General features: G+C 39.9%; 19 protein-coding genes, 1 tRNA gene and 1 pseudogene. 1 reads left to right on the forward strand and 20 read right to left on the reverse strand.

Going from position 1 to position 19,503, the window contains the following annotated elements; all coding sequences use genetic code 11:
- Positions 1-48: 48 nt before the first annotated feature.
- The 6 genes from QM818_RS05410 to pbp2a form a co-directional block, all read right to left on the reverse strand.
- A tRNA-Glu gene (locus tag QM818_RS05410) sits at positions 49-120 on the reverse strand.
- A 92-nt stretch (positions 121-212) separates the two neighbouring features.
- Positions 213-692 carry a sigma-70 family RNA polymerase sigma factor gene (locus QM818_RS05415; protein ID WP_414300006.1) on the reverse strand — a complete coding sequence of 160 codons (480 nt, stop codon included), beginning with the start codon at positions 690-692 and terminating at the stop codon, positions 213-215.
- Between the two features lie 120 nt (positions 693-812).
- A complete protein-coding gene (nusG, locus tag QM818_RS05420; RefSeq protein ID WP_000376740.1) occupies positions 813-1,349 on the reverse strand; it encodes a transcription termination/antitermination protein NusG in 537 nt (178 codons plus the stop codon).
- Positions 1,350-1,402: 53 nt separating this feature from the next.
- Positions 1,403-1,579, reverse strand: coding sequence for a preprotein translocase subunit SecE (gene secE / locus QM818_RS05425; protein WP_001210991.1), 177 nt, complete (start codon positions 1,577-1,579; stop codon positions 1,403-1,405).
- Positions 1,580-1,588: 9 nt separating this feature from the next.
- The gene (rpmG, locus tag QM818_RS05430) at positions 1,589-1,741 is read right to left on the reverse strand and encodes a 50S ribosomal protein L33 (protein WP_001809375.1); all 153 of its coding nucleotides are present in this window, start codon (positions 1,739-1,741) and stop codon (positions 1,589-1,591) included.
- A 52-nt stretch (positions 1,742-1,793) separates the two neighbouring features.
- Entirely contained in the window at positions 1,794-3,989 is a 2,196-nt protein-coding gene (gene pbp2a / locus QM818_RS05435) for a penicillin-binding protein PBP2A (protein WP_265473330.1), read from the reverse strand.
- 86 nt (positions 3,990-4,075) lie between these two features.
- Between pbp2a and QM818_RS05440 the strand changes: the two genes are divergently transcribed.
- Positions 4,076-4,951, forward strand: a complete 876-nt coding sequence (locus QM818_RS05440; RefSeq protein WP_261081402.1) for an RluA family pseudouridine synthase — start codon at positions 4,076-4,078, stop codon at positions 4,949-4,951.
- A 71-nt stretch (positions 4,952-5,022) separates the two neighbouring features.
- Here the strand turns inward: QM818_RS05440 and gap are convergent, their stop codons facing one another.
- The 14 genes and pseudogenes from gap to QM818_RS05510 all read right to left on the reverse strand — a co-directional run bounded on the left by gap (position 5,023) and on the right by QM818_RS05510 (position 19,391).
- The gene (gene gap / locus QM818_RS05445) at positions 5,023-6,033 is read right to left on the reverse strand and encodes a type I glyceraldehyde-3-phosphate dehydrogenase (RefSeq protein ID WP_033687386.1); all 1,011 of its coding nucleotides are present in this window, start codon (positions 6,031-6,033) and stop codon (positions 5,023-5,025) included.
- Positions 6,034-6,351: 318 nt separating this feature from the next.
- A complete protein-coding gene (gene adhE / locus QM818_RS05450) occupies positions 6,352-9,003 on the reverse strand; it encodes a bifunctional acetaldehyde-CoA/alcohol dehydrogenase (RefSeq protein ID WP_261053137.1) in 2,652 nt (883 codons plus the stop codon).
- 299 nt (positions 9,004-9,302) lie between these two features.
- Positions 9,303-9,713: an MORN repeat-containing protein gene (locus QM818_RS05455; RefSeq protein ID WP_000429311.1), complete on the reverse strand. Its 411-nt coding sequence runs from the start codon at positions 9,711-9,713 to the stop codon at positions 9,303-9,305.
- Positions 9,700-10,143 carry a low molecular weight protein-tyrosine-phosphatase gene (locus QM818_RS05460; protein ID WP_000737435.1) on the reverse strand — a complete coding sequence of 148 codons (444 nt, stop codon included), beginning with the start codon at positions 10,141-10,143 and terminating at the stop codon, positions 9,700-9,702. The genes QM818_RS05455 and QM818_RS05460 overlap by 14 nt, the downstream gene beginning before the upstream one ends.
- A gap of 46 nt (positions 10,144-10,189) precedes the next feature.
- Positions 10,190-10,489 carry a preprotein translocase subunit YajC gene (gene yajC / locus QM818_RS05465; RefSeq protein WP_001069289.1) on the reverse strand — a complete coding sequence of 100 codons (300 nt, stop codon included), beginning with the start codon at positions 10,487-10,489 and terminating at the stop codon, positions 10,190-10,192.
- 117 nt (positions 10,490-10,606) lie between these two features.
- Entirely contained in the window at positions 10,607-12,583 is a 1,977-nt protein-coding gene (gene tkt, locus QM818_RS05470; RefSeq protein ID WP_000067890.1) for a transketolase, read from the reverse strand.
- Positions 12,584-12,696: 113 nt separating this feature from the next.
- Positions 12,697-13,788 (reverse strand): L-ascorbate 6-phosphate lactonase, encoded by a 1,092-nt coding sequence (ulaG, locus tag QM818_RS05475; protein WP_001134226.1) that lies wholly within the window; start codon positions 13,786-13,788, stop codon positions 12,697-12,699.
- Positions 13,789-13,866: 78 nt separating this feature from the next.
- Positions 13,867-14,643 (reverse strand): annotated as a pseudogene (locus QM818_RS05480) (BglG family transcription antiterminator); the annotation flags it as partial.
- A gap of 166 nt (positions 14,644-14,809) precedes the next feature.
- Positions 14,810-15,517, reverse strand: coding sequence for an L-ribulose-5-phosphate 4-epimerase (locus QM818_RS05485; protein ID WP_084925444.1), 708 nt, complete (start codon positions 15,515-15,517; stop codon positions 14,810-14,812).
- 1 nt (position 15,518) lies between these two features.
- Positions 15,519-16,382, reverse strand: coding sequence for an L-ribulose-5-phosphate 3-epimerase (locus tag QM818_RS05490; RefSeq protein ID WP_254753952.1), 864 nt, complete (start codon positions 16,380-16,382; stop codon positions 15,519-15,521).
- Positions 16,383-16,385: 3 nt separating this feature from the next.
- Complete coding sequence (locus QM818_RS05495; RefSeq protein ID WP_000166733.1) at positions 16,386-17,051, reverse strand: 3-keto-L-gulonate-6-phosphate decarboxylase UlaD; 666 nt, start codon at positions 17,049-17,051, stop codon at positions 16,386-16,388.
- A 16-nt stretch (positions 17,052-17,067) separates the two neighbouring features.
- Positions 17,068-17,553, reverse strand: a complete 486-nt coding sequence (locus QM818_RS05500; protein WP_001049928.1) for a PTS sugar transporter subunit IIA — start codon at positions 17,551-17,553, stop codon at positions 17,068-17,070.
- Positions 17,554-17,629: 76 nt separating this feature from the next.
- Positions 17,630-17,911 carry a PTS sugar transporter subunit IIB gene (locus QM818_RS05505; protein WP_000241466.1) on the reverse strand — a complete coding sequence of 94 codons (282 nt, stop codon included), beginning with the start codon at positions 17,909-17,911 and terminating at the stop codon, positions 17,630-17,632.
- A 22-nt stretch (positions 17,912-17,933) separates the two neighbouring features.
- A complete protein-coding gene (locus QM818_RS05510; RefSeq protein ID WP_000452073.1) occupies positions 17,934-19,391 on the reverse strand; it encodes a PTS ascorbate transporter subunit IIC in 1,458 nt (485 codons plus the stop codon).
- Between the last annotated feature and the right edge of the window lie 112 nt (positions 19,392-19,503).

Raw genomic sequence — 19,503 nt, forward strand, 5'->3', positions numbered from 1 at the left:
AACTTTTTTAAATCTTTTTTCATCAAGTGCCTCAACCGCAACATACCATAGTCCGTACGGGATTCGAACCCGTGTTACCGCCGTGAAAAGGCGGTGTCTTAACCCCTTGACCAACGGACCAGAGTTGTTATTTTTAACTCTTACTATTATACAGCCTTTTTAGTTTTTGTCAACTACTTTTTTCTATTTTTTTCATTTTTTTGCATAGCTTCCTACCGGCTACGGATATCAAACTCTTTAAACACAATACGTAAGTCTCTTAATACTCTTTGACGCCCTCGGAAGCGTTCATGTCTTAAGACGCGTTCTAACTCTTCTTGTTGTTCTTTTGTTTGTTTCTTTCTATAATTTTTCAATGTTTCATGAAAGAGATAATAATCATCTAGCCACAGACCTCCCTCACTGATACGATGACTAATCTCACCTACTTCTTCATAGGGTTCTTTATCATATCTCCGTTTTTGACTTTCTTGTTTACGGATATGGTCTAAAATCCGATTCCGGAACTTGGTTTTGAAATATTTCCTTAAACGAGGAATATCTTCTACCAGCCCTTCTTCTCTACTGATCAATTCATGTAAGCAAATCATTCCCTCTTGGTCCCAATCCGATAGCTCCCATAAATGAAGGTAGTATTCATTTCTACACTTGTATACAATTCCTTTGACTTCTTCATACATTTTTTTAAGCATTCTTGTCCCCTTTCTAGATACAGTCTATCAAATCAAGAAGCTAATTGGGGCCATTTCATCTATTCTGCACCCTTTACCGCCTCAACTGCACAAAAAAGAGAGGACACGCCTCTCTCAGGGTTATAATTCTGCAATTTGGTTTAGGTTTACTTCTGCAACTGTGTCATTACCAAACATAGAGATAATCATCTTCACTTTATTGTTATCAATCTCTGTAATCTTACCAGTATAGTCTGCAAAAGCACCATCAATAATACGTACAGTTTGACCAACTTCGACATCAATATCAAACTCTTGTACAGTTTGTCCCATAGAAACCAAGATATCACGGATTTCTTGTTCCAATAATGGAGTTGGTTTTGATCTATTTCCGTGAGATCCGACGAAGCCTGTAACGTTTGGTGTGTTTCGAACAACAAACCAAGCTTCATCTGTCATGACCATTTCTACAAGAACATAACCTGGAAAGCGATTTTCTTCTACTTCTTTTCTCTTTCCATTTTTTTCAACTTGCACTGTTTGTGTTGGAATTTCAACACGTAAAATATTATCCAACATATTGTAGGTTTGTGCACGTTGTAATAGATTTTCTTTTACCTTATTTTCATAACCAGAATAAGTTTGTAAGACAAACCATCCTTTATCAAAACTATCCATGATACTTCCTTTCATAATAGAAGACTTTTAGCGGGAATAACTCCACAGTTCTTCTAAAAAATGTTAATAAATCGAATCAAACCTGAAACAATCAACTGGTCAAAAATATAAATAATCACAACAAAGAAAGCAGTGTATTCCATGATAGAACGAAAATCTCTCCAGCTTTCCTTGCGAGTTGGCCATGTTGTGTCTTTAAGAAGTCTAAAAATATCTCCAATAAAACGCATCGCTCTCTCCTATCTCGTTTCTCTGTGTGTAGTATACTTACCACAATGTTTACAAAATTTATTTACTTCTAGTCGTGTTGGCTTGGGGTTTCCACTGATCTTGATTGAATAGTTTCTAGAACCACAAACCGCACAAGCTAGGCTTGCTTTTTTTAGTGCCATAACGCCTCCATCTTATCTATTATAACAAGAAAGCTAGGCTTTGACAAGCATCTTAACGAAATAGATTGACTACCGAATCCCATATTGTTTGTGCTTTTTCCTTAATTTTAGCATCTGATATAGCACGACTCGCCTCATCTACCAGATTTTGTGCACGACTTCTAATATCAGAAATGGTATCATCCGTCTGATTGGTTTCGTTACTCTGTACTTGATTACTTGTATTGGCTGGTGCAATTCCATTTTGCTTATAAGCATTTTCAACTGTAAAGGTACTTCCTGGCGTATAAGGTAAAATTGTATTTGCAATGTTTCTAAAGACATGGGCTGCACCGTTTGAAGTAGATCCTGCTAGATAGTGGCTTTCATCAGTGGTAGGGAAACCAAGCCAGTGACTAATCACCACATCCGGAGTATAACCAATTACCCACTGGTCACTTGTATATACCGGATTAAAAACTGCTTCAGTTGTACCAGTTTTTCCAGCCATAACATAATCTGCAGGTGATGAACTAATACCTGTTCCGTTTGTGAATGTCCCCAACATCATACTGGTCATCTTGTCAGCTACAGACTTATCGATCACCCGCTTTTGTGAATTCTTATGGCTTGCAATAACTTGTCCACTAGCATTTTCAATTCTACTAATAAAATGAGCTTCCGGCATTAAACCTTCATTTGCAAAGGCAGCATATGCTTGAGCCATTTGAAGAGGATTGGTTTCGACACCGCTTCCCAAAGCAACACCAAGAACACGGTCGACTTTTTCCATGTTGAGTCCGAATTTTTCTCCGGCCTCAAAAGCCTTGTCAACACCCAAGTCATTAACAGTGGCAACAGCAGGTAGATTAAGCGATTCTGCCAAGGCTTGATACATAGGAACTTCTCGACTCGTTTTGATTCCTGCATAGTTATCAACCTTATAGCTGTCATACTGCATGGTATGGTTATCCAACTGCTTATTCAAGGCCCAACCTGCTTCAACTGCTGGCGTATAAACAACTAAAGGCTTAATTGTAGAACCAGGACTACGTTTTGATTGGGTTGCATAGTTGAAATTCCGGAATCCAGTTTTATCATTGTCAGCAACTTGACCAACAACTCCACGAACTCCCCCTGTTTTCGGTTCGAGAGCTACACTTCCTGATTGAGCAAACGTTCCATCCTCTGCCCTCGGAAATAGTGAGGTATTTTCATAAACAACCTGCATATTTGCTTGGTAGTTTTGGTCCAGCTCTGTGTAAATGCGATAGCCATTGTTGACAATCTCTTCCTCTGTTAGATTATACTTGGAAACAGCTTCATTAACCACCGCATCAAAATAAGAAGGATAGCGGTAATCTGATATTTTTCCTTCATACTTATCTTGTAATCGCGAAGCCATATCAATTCCTGCAGCTTCGGTTTCTTGATTTTTATCAATATAACCTGCTGCAAGCATATTTTGTAAAACAGTATCTCGACGATTAGTCGAATCTTCTAAGGAATTCAAGGGATTATACAGTTCCGGTCCTTTGAGCATCCCTGCCAGAGTCGCAGCTTGATCCAGACTCACTTCTGATGCTGAAACTCCAAAGTATTTCTTACTCGCATCTTCTACACCCCATACACCATTTCCAAAATAAGCGTTGTTAAGGTACATGGTTAAAATTTGATCCTTACTATATTTTTTTGTTAATTCTAAGGCAAGGAAAAATTCTTTCGCTTTTCTCTCAACAGTTTGATCCTGCGATAGATAGGCATTTTTAGCAAGCTGTTGGGTAATAGTAGAACCACCACCTGAACGACCAGCAGTGACAATAGCCAAGAAGAAGCGGCCATAGTTAATCCCGTCGTTTTTATAGAAAGAACGGTCTTCAGTTGCAATAACAGCATTCTGCAAATTTTTACTGATGTCAGTCAGCTCAACATAGGTTCCTTTTTGACCAGACAAGGCACCAGCCTCTTTTTCTTCACGGTCAAAAATGATAGTCCGAGTTTTCAAGGCGTTTTGCAAATCGTTAACATTGGTTGACTTAGCTACAGCAAACAAATAGGTTCCAACTAGCAAGCCTGCACTCAAACCTAGTATAAGGACAATCTTTGTTAGATGATAGCGACGCCAGAATTTTCGAATCGGACCCACTTGGGCTAATTTTTTTCGATCACTGCGAGAACGACGCAAGCCAGTAGACCCAGAATCCTCTGATTCACTTGTTTCTTTTTTAAAAAGAGAAAGAAATTTCTCGAATATTTTATCTAATTTCATGCGTTTATTTTATCATCTTCATCATAGGAAGACAAGAATTTAGCTATTTCCTATCCAAATAGGGCTTTTTTTGTTACAATATCTGTATGAAATTCACATTTACATTACCAGACTCTCTACCTCAGATGACGGTAAAGCAATTACTTGAGGAACAACTCCTCATCCCTAGAAAAATCCGTCATTTTTTGAGAATCAAGAAACACATTTTGATTAATCAGCGAGAAGTTCATTGGAACGAGACGGTAAATCCTGGAGATGTTTGCCAATTGACTTTTGACGAGGAAGATTATCCCGAAAAAGAAATTCCTTGGGGCAACCCAAACCTCATTCAGGAAGTTTATCAAGATCAACACTTGATTATTGTAAACAAACCCGAGGGGATGAAAACGCATGGTAATCAGCCAAACGAAATCGCCCTTCTTAACCATGTCAGTGCCTATGTTGGCCAAACCTGCTATGTCGTTCATCGTCTAGACATGGAAACCAGTGGCCTAGTTCTCTTTGCCAAAAATCCTTTTATCCTGCCCATTCTCAATCGCTTACTAGAGAAAAAAGAAATTTCTCGGGAATATTGGGCACTAGTTGATGGAAATATCAACAAGAAAGAACTTGTCTTCAAAGAAAAAATCGGACGTGATCGTCATGACCGCAGAAAAAGAATAGTTGATACAAAAAACGGTCAATACGCTGAAACTCATGTAAGCAGATTAAAGCAATTCTCAAACAAGACTTCCTTGGTTCGTTGCAAACTAAAGACCGGGCGAACCCATCAGATTCGTGTGCACCTTTCGCATCATAATTTCCCTATTTTAGGCGACCCTCTCTATAATAGCAAATCAAAGACAAGTCGGCTTATGCTCCACGCCTTTCGTCTGTCCTTTACCCATCCACTTACTTTAGAGAATTTAAGCTTCACTGCCCTTTCCGATACTTTTGAAAAAGAATTAAAAAAGAATGGATGATTGTTGTGTCATCCATTTTTCTATATAAGAAAAGCAAGACCAAGAGGTCTTGCTTTTTATCGACTCATGAATTATTTAGCGATTTTTGCGAAGTATTCAAGAGTACGAACAAGTTGTGCAGTGTATGACATTTCGTTGTCGTACCATGATACAACTTTAACCAATTGTTTACCGTCAACATCAAGAACTTTAGTTTGAGTTGCGTCAAACAATGAACCGTAAGACATACCTACGATATCTGAAGATACGATTGGATCTTCTGTGTAACCGTATGATTCGTTTGAAGCTGCTTTCATAGCTGCGTTCACTTCATCAACAGTAACGTTCTTTTCAAGAACTGCTACCAATTCAGTAACTGATCCAGTTGGAGTTGGAACGCGTTGTGCAGATCCGTCAAGTTTACCGTTCAATTCTGGGATTACAAGACCGATAGCTTTTGCAGCACCAGTTGAGTTAGGAACGATGTTTGCAGCACCAGCGCGAGCACGGCGAAGGTCACCACCACGGTGTGGTCCGTCAAGGATCATTTGGTCACCAGTGTAAGCGTGGATAGTAGTCATCAATCCTTCTACAACACCAAAGTTATCTTGAAGAGCTTTAGCCATTGGAGCCAAGCAGTTTGTAGTACATGAAGCACCTGAGATAACTGTTTCAGTACCGTCAAGAACGTCGTGATTAGTGTTGAATACAACTGTTTTAACGTCGTTTCCACCAGGAGCAGTGATAACAACTTTTTTAGCTCCACCAGCGTGCAAGTGTTTTTCAGCAGCTGCTTTCTTAGCAAAGAAACCAGTAGCTTCAAGAACGATTTCTACACCGTCGTTAGCCCAGTCGATTTGTTCTGGATCACGTTCAGCAGAAACTTTGATGAATTTACCGTTAACTTCGAATCCACCTTCTTTAACTTCAACAGTACCGTCGAAACGACCTTGAGTTGTGTCGTATTTCAACAAGTGTGCAAGCATAACTGGATCTGTAAGGTCGTTGATACGAGTAACTTCAACACCTTCTACGTTTTGGATACGACGGAAAGCAAGACGACCGATACGTCCGAAACCGTTAATACCAACTTTAACTACCATTAGTGATTTCCTCCTTATGAAAATCATGAAATTTTTATTGTGAAAAGAGTAACTTGAATCACTACAAATCACCTTTCAACAAACCTATTATATAACTATTTAAGTTTAATTGCAAGTACGGGCGTTGTTTTTTGTCTATACCCCACTTATTTTTCTTTCTCCTTTGAAAGCCTATACTGCTGTCTTTCTTTATCTACCTAGCCTTCCCAGCTTTCCTCTTCAGATGAAAAGTGAAAATAGAAAAGCTAAAAATTATTTTCAACACTCCAGTTCTACAAATAAAGAGACAGGAAATTCCTGCCTCTAGGCTGATAACAATTATTTGCGGCGTCCTGGTCTTTCTTTGTAGCCATAGTAAGAATCTTCGATGATTTCTTGCATATGGTCAACCATTGGAAGACGTGGGTTGGCAGGTGAACATTGGTCTTCATAAGCAAGGAAGGCCAATTCGCGTGAATGTTCTTTCCATTCTTTTTCATCGATTCCTTGTGCTTTGAAGTTCATTTGGATACCTACGCGCTCACCAAGTTCATAAACAGCTTTTGCATAAGATTCAACCCCTTCTTCTGGAGTAGAAGCTGGAAGTCCAAGCATGCGTGCGATATCTTGGTATTTTTCATCTGCACGGTAGTAGTTGTACTTAGGCCATGTTGCTGTCTTAGCTGGACGTGTACCGTTGTAGCGGATGACATATGGAAGCAAGATAGCATTTGTACGACCGTGGATTGTGTGGAATTGCGCACCAATCTTATGGGCCATTGAGTGAGAAATACCTAGGAAGGCATTGGCAAAGGCCATACCAGCGATTGTTGAAGCGTTATGCATTTTCTCACGTGAGTGGAAGTCTGCATTCTTAACTGAGCTTTCAAGGTTTTCGAATACAAGTTTGATGGCTTGAAGCGCAAGACCATCAGTGTAGTCGCTAGCCATTTGTGATACGTAAGCTTCAGTCGCGTGAGTCAATACGTCCATACCAGTATCCGCAGCAACAAATCCAGGAACTGTCAATACCAAAGCAGGGTCTACGATTGCTACAGTTGGTGTCAATGAGTAGTCAGCGATTGGGTATTTACGGTTGTTTGCTTTATCAGAGATAACGGCAAATGGTGTTACTTCAGATCCTGTACCAGATGTAGTTGGAATCGCGATGAATTTAGTCTTCTTACCAAGCAATGGGAATTTGAAGGCACGTTTACGGATATCCATGAATTTTTGAACAAGGTCACGGAAGTCCACTTCTGGTTGTTCGTAGAAGAGCCACATTACTTTAGCAGCATCCATTGGAGATCCACCACCGAGAGCGATGATTGTATCTGGTTTGAAGGCACGCATGATTTCAGTACCACGTTCAACTGTAGTGATATCTGGATCTGGTTCTACATCAGCGAAGATTTGGTAAACAACCTTATTGCGACGAAGGTCAAGTTGTTCGATGATACGATCAAGGAAACCAAGCTCTACCATGGCATGGTCAGTAACGATCATGACACGTTCAACGTCACGACATTTTTGAAGGTATTGAATTGAATCACGTTCAAAGTATGTTTTTGAAGGAAGTTTCATCCATTGCATGTTATTTCTCCGTCTTCCGACTTTTTTGATATTCAAGAGGTTAATGGCACTAACGTTATCCCCAACTGAGTTGCGTCCGTAAGAACCACATCCAAGTGTCAATGATGGCAAGAAGGCATTGTAAACGTCCCCGATACCACCGAAAGTAGAAGGTGAGTTACAGATAACACGAATAGCTTTAACAGCTTTACCAAATTCTTTAGTCAATTCTTCGTCAGCTGTGTGGATAGCTGCTGAGTGCCCAAGACCGTTAAATTCAACCATTTGACGAGCTTTAGTAATACCATCTTCACGGCTTTCAGATTTCAAAACTGCGATAACTGGTGACAATTTTTCACGAGTCAATGGCTCGTTTTCACCAACTTCTTTACATTCAGCAGCAAGAATATTTGTTCCTTCTGGAACTGTAAATCCTGCTTGCTCTGCAATCCAAGTTGCTGGTTTACCAACAATGTCAGCGTTCAATTTTGCACCAGCACAGTTTTTGCTGTTTGCTTTCACGCCGAAGCAGAATTCTTCAAGAAGAGCTTTTTCTTTTTTGTTTACAAAGTAAGTGTGATAAGATTTGAACTCTGCTACAAATTCATCGTAAATTTCTTTATCAATGATAACCGCTTGTTCAGACGCACAGACCATACCGTTATCAAATGATTTAGACATGACGATATCGTGTGCTGCTTGACGGATGTTTGCTGATTTTTCAACATAAGCTGGAACGTTTCCGGCACCTACCCCAAGAGCTGGTTTACCACATGAGTATGCAGCTTTAACCATGGCATTACCACCTGTTGCAAGGATTGTTGCAACACCTTCGTGGTTCATAAGCGCACTAGTTGCTTCCATAGATGGTTCAGTAATCCACTGTACGCAGTTTTCAGGAGCTCCAGCTGCGATAGCTGCATCGCGGACGATACGAGCTGCGTGAGCTGATGATTCTTGAGCTGATGGGTGGAAGGCAAAGACGATTGGATTACGTGTCTTCAATGAAATCAATGCTTTAAAGATTGCTGTTGATGTTGGGTTTGTTGTAGGAGTGATACCACAAACAACACCAACTGGTTCAGCGATAAGGGTCAAACCTGTTACATCGTCTTCTTCGATAACGCCAACAGTCTTAGTGTGGCGCATGTTGTTTACTACGTGTTCACAAGCAAACAAGTTCTTAGTTGCTTTATCTTCAAATACACCGCGTCCTGTTTCTTCAAAGGCGTGTAAAGCCAATTCTCCGTGGGCATCCAAAGCTGCTACTGATGCTTTGGCTACAATGTAGTCAACCTGCTCTTGGTCCAATTTACGCATTTCTTCAAGGGCAACTAAAGCTTTTTGCACCAACCCATCGACATGCTTTTCAGCAGCGAGTTTCTTTTCCTCTGGTGTCACAGTTTTTTTATCAGCCATATTTTCCTCCATAGCTTTCAAGGATTAAATCCTTTGTTAATTTTTTCACAAGTTTATTATAACGCATTATTTCAACTTTGTAAACAGTTTCATAAACATTTCACAAAGAATTTTTTATTGTTTGTGAATTTTTTCTCATTTTCTTTACTTATCAAGTTTTTTCTTTAGAGTTTGTGAAATGAATTTCAAATATTTTTTTATTTCACAAGCTTGATTGGAAGAGGAGCTTGGAAAGAGATAGATTTTCTAGTAAGCGCTTACTTTTAAATGATAACAATACCTCCTTTGATAAGGAGGCTTTATTTTTGTTGAAAAACGCCTTGTTTAAAAGTCCCTTCATAAACGACTTCTTGTTCTGTTGTTAGTTTCCCTTTTCCTTCAGCCTGACCATTTACAAAATCACCTTCGTAGGTCCAGCCTTCTTTAGATTGAAAGGTACCTTTTCCGTTGAAGGCTCCATTGTTGAAACCACCAGTATACTGGTCCCCATTTTGGAAAGTAATGGTACCTTGGCCATTCATTTTACCACGTACAAGACTGCCATCGTAAACAATCGTTCCATTATCAAGCTTTAGAACGCCTTTTCCGGGAATATTTAGAAAAAAGACGAGTACAGCACAAAAAACAATCGTAACTACTGCCAAAATCTCTAAACGTGGACGAGTCAGATAGATACGATACTTGTCGTAAAAATTCTTAAGATTTTCCATCTTCACTCCCCTTTTCTAAACGTTCTAACCAAGCTTGACAACCCTCTTGAACACGCTGATAGGTTTCCTCAAAATCTCCTGTATACCAAGGATCTGGAACACTTTCAGATGCGAATGAGTAAATCTTATCTTTACAGTCTGCTGGACACATCTGACGTAAGTCAGAAACATTTGAAGCATCCATACCGATAATATAATCAAAGGCTTCAAAATCTTCCTTACTAATCTGAAGCGATGTCTTGCATTTTTCATAAGGAATCTCATACTGTTTAAAAATCCCTTGAGTTCCCTTATGAATCGGATTGCCATGTTCCCAAGAGGAAGTCGCTCGACTTTGGATTTCATAATTATCTGTCATTGATTTCATAACAAACTCAGCCATAGGACTGCGGCAAATATTTCCCAGACAGACAAAGACTAGTTTTTTCATCCCATTTCCTTTCTTTTATAGAAAAACGGGAGTTCGTGATCCCGTCTTATTTTTCAATTGCGCCTTCTAGTGAAGCTGTTTCTTTCAGCGGTAATACTGTCTTGATAGCAGCTAGTTCAAAAGTCAAGTAAACTCCATCTACATCAAGAACAATCGTTCTCTTCTCCGTATCTACTTCATCGACTGTTCCGTAAAGGCCACCGATTGTAATCACTTCATAGCCTTTTTGTAGTTTATTTAAGCTTTCCATACGTTTTTGCGCTTGTTTCTTTTGAGAGCGTTGCATAAAGAACATCAAGCCTAACATCGCTACAAGCATAATTAAAAATGTATAATTTGGATTCATTGTATTCTCCTTTGTCTTTTACATAGGACTACTATATCAAATTTCAGCTACTTTTACAAGATTGTACCTTGCTTTTCTAGTAAGAAAAAACCAGAGCTTGCGCCCTGATTTTTAGAATTATTTCAAGTTTTGAACGACTTTTACAAGATTTTCTACAGTAAAGCCATATTCTGCCAATACTTTTGGTGCTGGGGCAGAGGCTCCGAAGGTATCAATACCTAGAACGGCACCATCAAGACCAACATATTTGTACCAGTTTTGAGTTGCACCCATTTCGACTGCAACACGACGGCGAACTTCATTTGGAAGAATTTCTTCCTTGTAAGCCACATCTTGTTTATCAAAGACATCTGTAGATGGCATGCTGACTACGCGGACTTTTGCACCTTGACTAGCCAATTCTTTGGCAGCTGAGACAGCAAGATTAACCTCTGAACCTGTCGCAATCAAGATGGTATCAAAGTCTGATGCATTTTCATAGACAACATAGGCACCTTTTGCAACCTTGTCGAAGTCTGTTCCTTCTTCAACAGTCAAGTTTTGACGTGTCAAGACAAGGGCAGTTGGTGTTTTTTCACTTGTCACTGCAAGGTACCAAGCCGCTTGCGTTTCACGCGCATCTGCTGGACGGAAAACATTTAGATTTGGCATAGCACGAAGACCTGCTAAGTGTTCAACTGGTTCGTGCGTTGGGCCATCTTCCCCGACTGCGATTGAATCGTGGGTAAAGACATAAGTCACAGGAAGTCCTTGCAAAGCTGACAAGCGGACAGCTGCCTTCACATAGTCAGAGAAGACGAAGAAAGTTCCACCGTATACACGAAGTCCACCGTGAAGGGCCATCCCGTTCAAGATCGTTCCCATGGCAAATTCACGAACACCAAACTGAATGTTACGGTTCAAGCGATTGGCATCGTCTTGAAGTCCGTCAGTCTTGATATAAGTCATGTTTGAGTGAGCTAGGTCAGCTGATCCACCTAGGAAAGTTGGCAACTTAGCCGCTACAACGTTTAAGGCATCCTGACTCGAGTTACGAGTTGCTTGAGAGAAGCCATTTTCTAATGCTGGGAAGTCTGCTGGAGTCACTTCAACTGGATCACGTCCATCGATGATAGCCTCTACTTCTGCAGCCAATTCTGGATGCGCTTCTTTATAATCAGCAACTAATTTAGTCCAAGTTTGATAAGCTGATGCGCCACGGTCTGCAACATGTTCTTTGAAATCAGCATAAACTTGTTCTGGAATTTCAAATGGTTCGTAGTCCCAACCAAGGGCTTGACGAGTTGCTACAGTTTCATCTGCTCCAAGAGGAGCACCGTGTACGGCATTAGTTCCCTGTTTATTTGGAGAACCGTATCCAATAACAGTCTTCACTTCAATCAAAGATGGTTTACCTGAAGCTTTTGCTGTTTCGATAGCTGCATGGATTGCTTCCAAGTCTGTTCCATCTTCAACCAAGGCAGTATGCCAACCGTAGGCATTGTAACGGTCACGAACACTTTCTGTAAAGGAATCCTTTGTCTCACCATCCAAGTTGATGTCATTTGAATCATAAAGGACAACCAACTTATCTAGTTTTTGCAAACCTGCGTATGAAGCCGCCTCACTTGAGACACCTTCCATCAAGTCTCCGTCTCCACAGATAACATAAGTATAGTGGTCAAAGATATTGTAGCCTTCGCGGTTATATTTGGCTGCCAAGAAACGTTCTGCCTGGGCAAAACCAGTAGCAGTTGAAATCCCTTGACCTAGAGGACCTGTCGTAGCATCAATCCCTGCCGTATGGCCAAATTCTGGGTGACCTGGTGTTTTTGAACCCCATTGACGGAAGCTCTTGATCTCATCCATGCTGACATCTTCAAAACCAGAAAGATGAAGAAGGGCATAAAGGAGCATTGAACCATGACCTGCTGAAAGAATAAAGCGGTCACGGTTAATCCAGTTTGGTTGAGCTGGATTGATACGAAGTTGTTTTGTAAAGAGGCTGTAAGCCATCGGAGCTGCTCCCATAACCACACCTGGGTGACCTGAGTTGGCTTTATTAATGGCGTCAATACCTAGGAAACGAATTGCATTAACAGATAGATTTGACATAGAATTTCCTTTCTATTTGAGGTGATTATTGAATCACACATTCTATTTTACTATTATATGAAAATTATCCGTATCATGCAACATACGGATAACCTCCAAAGAATATTTTTATATTATAGCAAAGCTTTAAATTGAATGTTAGAGTCTTGTTCAAAACAATCATCAAAACCACGTGGATGATGGTATTCTACTAAGTGTTGATCTTGAGGATAAGTGTACTTACCGCCAACTTCCCAGATAAATGGATGGAAATCGTATTGCAAGCGATCTTTTCTCATTTTCCAAAGTTCTAGAATCTCATTAGTGGAAGCCATGAAGTTAGACCAGATATCATAGTGAACTGGGATAATGACTTTGGTACGCAGATTTTCTGCCATACGAAGAAGGTCGATAGATGTCATTTTATCTTGGATACCTACCGGATTTTCACCATAGTTATTCAAAGCAACATCAATTTTAAAGTCTTTACCATGTTTTGCAAAATAGTTTGAGAAGTGAGAATCTGCACCATGATAGATGGTTCCACCTGGTGTTTCAAAGATATAGTTAACAGCCTTTTGAGCCATTTCTTCATCTGTAACAGCTAAGCCAGCAAGTTCACCGCCTGTCTCATCAGCACCGTTCACTGGGAGAGTTACCAAGCAAGTACGGTCAAATGATTCTACTGCATGAATCTTCATATCTTTTAATTCGATAGTGTCACCTGGTTTAACAACGATGATACGTTCTTTTGGAACACCCCATCCTTCCCAGATTCGTCCACAGTGGTAAGGACCGATAAACTTAACATGCTCTAACTTAGGATTGTTGAGAATTGCTGCAGCTGTGTATGGGTCGATATGATCACTATGGAAGTGTGAAACTAAGTAATAGTCTAGTTCGTTGATAGCAAATGGATCGATAACCATTGGCTGAACACGCAAGTTTGGTTGCAACTTACGAACACCTGCCATATTTGCCATTTGGTGCCCACGAACCATATCTTTCACTTTTTTGGTTGATTTTCCACGGTTTGACCAAAGGTCCATGACAACGTTAGCACCACCTGGTGTCTTAATCCAAGTACCACAGTTGCCTAGCCACCACATGGCAAAATTGCCTTCAGGTACGACTTCTTCTTCGATTTCTTCATTCAACCATGTTCCCCACTCTGGGAAAGTAGCTAAAATCCATGACTCTCTTGTAATTTCTTTGACGTTTGGCATATGTTGCCTCCTTTGGATATAATTGTTATCTTTGAGATTAGTATACCACCCTTCAAAACACTAAAAAAGACCAAGAAAAACAAAAGAAAATTCTTTCTCTATATCCTGATGTCTTTCTTGATACTGTTCAACATTATGACAGCTTAACAGCAAATAAGGTAGAACCTGCAACATAAAAGTTACTTCATGATGGTTTATTTTCTTCCCTAAATCTTGTTCAACTAAAGGAACCTGTTCCTTAAAAAATTGGTTCATTTCAACAGAAAGCAAACACTCACCATCTAACCTCTCTTTCATCTTATCTTCTAAAATAGATACAAAAGTGGCATTTTCCTCCATAAAAATATGATATAGAAGCGATTGAAGATACTGAATTTTATTAAGAGGGTGGGCATGAAGATGGTATCCCTGTGACTTGCTCACTTGCAAGGTCACCTGATATTGTTCCAAAGTTAGTTGATAACGAATACTATTCAAATCATTGAGAACAGTATTCCTAGACACCTCTGTTAACTCCATCAATTTTTCAATCGTAATACGTTCTTTAGAAATACCTATCCATAGTAACATTATCATCATACGTTCATGCGCACTCATGATATAATCGTACGAATCTACTTCCGATAATAGTTCACAACAAGCATCTCTCTGCTCTTCCGTTAAGTGAATACCAATTCGTGGAATATTAATGATGTGAAGCGCCTCGTCACCCAGAGCAGCATTGATTTTGTCAATGTGATAATAAATTTTCCTTCTTGACTCTTTCAAATCTTTCGAAATCGCCATAATCGTTTTGGACGTTTCTTGATTCATCAAATATTGAAGCAAATCACAACTTGCCTTATCCAGTACCATATTTCATACTCCTCTATCAATCAACTGCCTTGAAAACAACTTTATAATAGTATCACATTCACTAACGCATTTCAATTATCAACAGTAGTCTCTTAATAACGAATACTTACAATTACAAAAGCGAGGCTTGGATCGAAAGGTCCTAGCCTCTTTTCAATTCAATTTCTTATTTCTTTTGACCGTAATAAGCATTTGGTCCATGCTTACGTTGGTAGTGCTTTTCTAGAATGTACTGGGGAGCAGGTTCAACTCTTGGATTGATTTGTTCTGTAAAGCGATTCATCTTTGATACTTCCTCTAATACGACAGAGTGATAAACAGCATTCTCTGGATTTTTGCCCCAGGTGAATGGTCCGTGATTGCGTACAACAATACCTGGTACTTCAACAGGATTCAGACCACGACGCTCAAATTCTTCTACTATAACCAAGCCAGTATCTTTTTCATAGGCTACTTCTACCTCATCTTTGGTCAAACTACGAGCGCAAGGGATTGAACCGTAGAAATAATCTGCATGGGTTGTTCCATAGAAAGGAATATCACGTCCAGCCTGTGCCCAACCAACTGCTTCTGTCGAATGGGTGTGGACCACACTACCAATCTCTTGCCATGCCTTATATAACTGCACATGAGTTGGGAGGTCAGAAGATGGTCTTAAATCTCCTTCTAGAACTTGGCCATCCAAGTCCGTCACCACCATGTTTTCAGGTGTCAATTCGTCATAATCTACGCCTGATGGTTTAATAACAATGACACCTAGTTCGCGATTGACTTCCGATACATTTCCCCAGGTAAATTTAACAAGTCCATGTTTTGGTAATGATTGATTGGCATTACAGACTCGTCTACGCATATCGTTTATTACTTGATTCATCTTACATCAAACCTGCTTTCTTAATTAGTGGGTAGAGAAAAGCTTGCGCCTCTTGAATGACTGCGCGTGTTTCTTCTACAGTTTCACAATTTTCAGACCACATTTCGATTAGGAAAGGTCCATTATAATTGGTTTGTTTTAAAATATCGAAAGCTTCTTCCCATTTGACACAACCTTGCCCAAAAGTTACATCTCGGAACTGGCCCTTTGAACTTTCTGTCACTGCATAAGTATCCTTGAGATGGAGAGCTGCGATGGCATGATGCCCAAGATAAAATTCACTGTAGACATCATTATGCCATGCAGATACATTACCAATATCTGGGTATACAAAGAGGTAGGGAGAGTCAATCTCTTTTTCTACAGCCAAGTATTTTTCGATGCTATTGATGAAAGGATCATCCATAATTTCAATAGCAAGTACCACCTGAGCCTCTTCAGCCCAGTCACAAGCTTTTCTCAAATTTTTGATAAAACGTTGGCGTGTCTGGGGTGACTTTTCCTCATAATAAACGTCGTAACCAGCTAATTGAATAGTACGAACTCCCAAGTCTTGGGCTAATTCAATACATTTTTTCATGAGTTCTAGAGATTTTTCCTCTATAACTGGATCATTTGATCCCAATGGGTAGCGACGATGGCCTGAAAAACAGATAGAAGGAATACGAACACCAGTTTTATAGATTGCTTTGACAACTTCCAAACGCTCGTCCTTGCTCCAGTCCAGTCTTGCTAAACGCTCGTCACGTTCATCAATAGACATCTCGACAAAATCAAAGCCTAACTCCTTGGCAAAATTTAAACGTTCTAGCCAAGTAAAGTGTGTCGGAGTTGCCTTTTCATAAATTCCAATTGGACGTGCCATGGTTTACCCCCAAATTCGTCTGATTTCATCCTTGAAGGCATGCGCTGCTCCTGCTGGATCCGCAGCCTCTGTAATTCCACGACCTGCGATAAAGGTAAAGACATCAACGCCTTCAAATAGTTTGAGAGTATCTACATCTAGACCACCTGTTACAGACACACGGAAGCCCATGTCGATGAGTTTTTTAACCTTATTAAGGTCTTTTTCACCCCAAGTCTCACCAGCAAGAAGTGCATCACGAGATTGGTGATAAATAGCTTGTGAGATACCAGCATCTAGCCAAAGCTGAGCTTGTTCAAAAGTCCAATCGCCATAAAGTTCAATCTGGATTTCGCCTCGGTCTCCACGTTCAGTCTTGATAGCCTTTAGAGCCGCTTCCATAGTAGGGATAGTTGCACAACAGATACAAGTCATCCAATCGGCACCACGAACGGCATTATTTTTGGCAACTGTTCCACCAGCATCGGCACATTTTGTGTCTGCCACAATAATCTTATCTGGAAAAAGGCTTCGCAAGACTTCAACCAGTTCACTTCCAACTTGTAATAAGCAAACAGTTCCAGCTTCGATAATATCTACTTCCTGACCAACAGAAACAGCTGCTTTAATCGCTCCTTGCAAGTCTGAATGATCTAATGCAACTTGTAAATTAGGTATTCTTTTTGTCATCTCTTTATTCCTCTTTCTAACTTTCCAAATCCAATCCTTCGAGATAAGGGCTATCCTTAGATTCTTCAATCATAGCCAAGACATCTTCTTTAGTCTGGCAAGCCTGTAAACGTGCAATAGAATCTTCTAATTCAAATAGGGCAATGATTTGTGGAATGGCTACACTTGTGTGAATTTTTGAGCTTGTTGCTGCTAGTGCCAACAAAACAGATACCTCTTTCCCATCTGAAAATACAACAGGATTTTGTAAGGTAATCAATGAAAAGGCGTCACTTTGCACACCAGCTTCAGGTCTAGCGTGGGGCATAGCCATACCTGGCATCAAGATATAGTAAGGACCATACTCTTCAGTCGATTCAATGATAGCATCGTAATACTCTGGCAAAATTGCCCCACTTTCAATCAAGGGATCTACTGCTACCTTGACTGCTTCTTTCCAATCGTTAGCCTCTAAACCTAGTCGGATCGAGTCATTGTCAATTAAAGCTTGTTTTAAATTCATATCTGCCTCCTTTATTTAAAGAGGGAGAAGGACAGAAACGATAACTCTCAGTTTCTGTCCAACCCCCTCCAACCTTTTACTGTAGTGCTTGACTGAGTTTTTCAGTGATTTCTTTATCATCCATCAAGTTGTCAAGCCCAATTAACTTCCCATTAGTTCGCCCTTCCAATTCTTGAATCAAATGAAGAGAAGCGATTACGATGTCATATCCTGCTGCTAAACCTTTAGCTTCACCGACACTGCATGAATTGACTGTAAAATCTGTTTGATTAAGCTTACGGAGAGCATTTTCAACCTTCATCTTGATAACCATTGATGAACCCATTCCATTTCCGCACGCTGCTAATACTTTAACCATTTTATTTCTCCTTTTCTAGATACTAAGCTTCTTCTTGAACTTCACCGTTGTAATATTTCTCTTTATCTTTTGCTTTGGCAAATTGAAGTTGAGGAATAACAAGCAAGAAGAGACACACAAGTACATAACCAACAATACCAAGGTATTTGAAGATGTATCCAAATCCAAGCCATGGGAATTCAAAGTCGATATTTCCATGGTAACCACCGTAAGATGCTAAGTCAAGAAGGGCCACACAGAGAGCTCCTAAAGCAACTTGGAGAACACCTGAGATGAAGGATAGGATAACAGCCGCTTTCCATCCACCGCGTTTATCAGCGTAGACCGCAATGGCTGCATTATCAAAGAATACTGGTACAAATCCTGTAATAATAAGGATAGGGTTTTTAAAGACTATGAGCAAGACAATTGTAATCAATTGACCAATCAAACCAAATGCAAATCCAGACAAGACAGCGTTTGGAGATCCAAATCCATAAGAAGCTGCAACGTCGACCGCTGGGAATGAACCTGGTAATAATTTGTTTGAAATACCTTGGAAGGCATTTGTCAACTCAGATACAAACATGCGGACACCTTGCATCAAAACAAATAAGTAAACTGAGAAAGTGAAGGCTGTTTGAATAATATACATAAAGAAATCTTGTTTAGCAGGATTGAATAGAGTTCCTGAAGTAATGACTTCTTTATTAGACATAATGTCTGGACCCAAGATTAAAAGAATGGCTCCAAAGAAAACGAGCATCAAGGTAGCAGACGCAACAACTGTATCGTGAAAGATTGAGAGAAACTTAGGTAATTTAAGATTGTCTAAACTTTCTTCTTTCTTACCAAAGCGTCCTGCTATTTTATCTACAAACCAGATTGCAAATTGTTGTTGGTGACCAATCGCAAACCCACCACCACCTGTTAAGCGTTGAGTTGCTTCAACAGTCATATTTGAACTAACTGCCCAGTAAAGTCCACAGATGATACCGATTGCCGCTGTACCATAAGCATTGCGCAATTGTGGGACTAAGAATAGAACCATAAGAGATACGGTTGCAGCTTGTTGCACCATGATGTGCCCAGTAATAAAGAGGGTTCTTACCTTCGTAATCTTGCGAAGAGCTACAAGCAAGATATTTATTCCGAAACCAATCAATAGAGCTGTAGTTGCAGTTCCAACAAAATCTGGAAACTCTGCTGCAATTTTGTTGTTTGCTGCAGCAAGTCCAAAGTAAGGGTCGATAACCGCTGCACCAATTTGGAATTTGTAGTTAAGGGCTGCTAAGATCGGACGGAAGGTTGTAACCAAACCGCCAGCACCCACGTTAAGCAACATATATCCTACTGTTGCTTTAACAAACCCTGAGAAAACGTCGTGGGCAGGTTTTTTCAAAAGTGCGTATCCTATCAACACCAATAAACCTACGAAAAATGCGGGATTCTGCAAAATATTGCTAGAAAACCAATTTAGAACACTTGAAATGACTTCCATAATTGTTCTCCTTTTTAATTGTTTTTGTAGGTTTATTATATACTTTGAAAGCGGAAACAAAAAGACCAAGAATTACACAGCGGACTGTTCACTCTTGGACTGTATGATTTAT

Origin of the sequence: Streptococcus mitis (assembly GCF_047464035.1) — a bacterium.
GTDB classification, from domain to species: Bacteria; Bacillota; Bacilli; order Lactobacillales; family Streptococcaceae; genus Streptococcus; species Streptococcus mitis_DX.

Coding starts and splice junctions, on each gene's coding strand:
- secE (WP_001210991.1), bottom strand. CDS start 1,579: ATGCGTTTTATTGGAGATATTTTTAGACTTCTTAAAGACACAACATGG.
- QM818_RS05485 (WP_084925444.1), bottom strand. CDS start 15,517: ATGAATCAAGTAATAAACGATATGCGTAGACGAGTCTGTAATGCCAAT.
- QM818_RS05455 (WP_000429311.1), bottom strand. CDS start 9,713: ATGGAAAATCTTAAGAATTTTTACGACAAGTATCGTATCTATCTGACT.
- pbp2a (WP_265473330.1), bottom strand. CDS start 3,989: ATGAAATTAGATAAAATATTCGAGAAATTTCTTTCTCTTTTTAAAAAA.
- rpmG (WP_001809375.1), bottom strand. CDS start 1,741: ATGGCACTAAAAAAAGCAAGCCTAGCTTGTGCGGTTTGTGGTTCTAGA.
- QM818_RS05495 (WP_000166733.1), bottom strand. CDS start 17,051: ATGACAAAAAGAATACCTAATTTACAAGTTGCATTAGATCATTCAGAC.
- gap (WP_033687386.1), bottom strand. CDS start 6,033: ATGGTAGTTAAAGTTGGTATTAACGGTTTCGGACGTATCGGTCGTCTT.
- tkt (WP_000067890.1), bottom strand. CDS start 12,583: ATGTCAAATCTATCTGTTAATGCAATTCGTTTCCTAGGTATTGACGCC.
- ulaG (WP_001134226.1), bottom strand. CDS start 13,788: ATGCCAAACGTCAAAGAAATTACAAGAGAGTCATGGATTTTAGCTACT.
- QM818_RS05415 (WP_414300006.1), bottom strand. CDS start 692: ATGCTTAAAAAAATGTATGAAGAAGTCAAAGGAATTGTATACAAGTGT.
- QM818_RS05505 (WP_000241466.1), bottom strand. CDS start 17,911: ATGGTTAAAGTATTAGCAGCGTGCGGAAATGGAATGGGTTCATCAATG.
- QM818_RS05500 (WP_001049928.1), bottom strand. CDS start 17,553: ATGAATTTAAAACAAGCTTTAATTGACAATGACTCGATCCGACTAGGT.
- nusG (WP_000376740.1), bottom strand. CDS start 1,349: ATGGATAGTTTTGATAAAGGATGGTTTGTCTTACAAACTTATTCTGGT.
- adhE (WP_261053137.1), bottom strand. CDS start 9,003: ATGGCTGATAAAAAAACTGTGACACCAGAGGAAAAGAAACTCGCTGCT.
- QM818_RS05510 (WP_000452073.1), bottom strand. CDS start 19,391: ATGGAAGTCATTTCAAGTGTTCTAAATTGGTTTTCTAGCAATATTTTG.
- QM818_RS05490 (WP_254753952.1), bottom strand. CDS start 16,382: ATGGCACGTCCAATTGGAATTTATGAAAAGGCAACTCCGACACACTTT.
- yajC (WP_001069289.1), bottom strand. CDS start 10,489: ATGAATCCAAATTATACATTTTTAATTATGCTTGTAGCGATGTTAGGC.
- QM818_RS05440 (WP_261081402.1), top strand. CDS start 4,076: ATGAAATTCACATTTACATTACCAGACTCTCTACCTCAGATGACGGTA.
- QM818_RS05460 (WP_000737435.1), bottom strand. CDS start 10,143: ATGAAAAAACTAGTCTTTGTCTGTCTGGGAAATATTTGCCGCAGTCCT.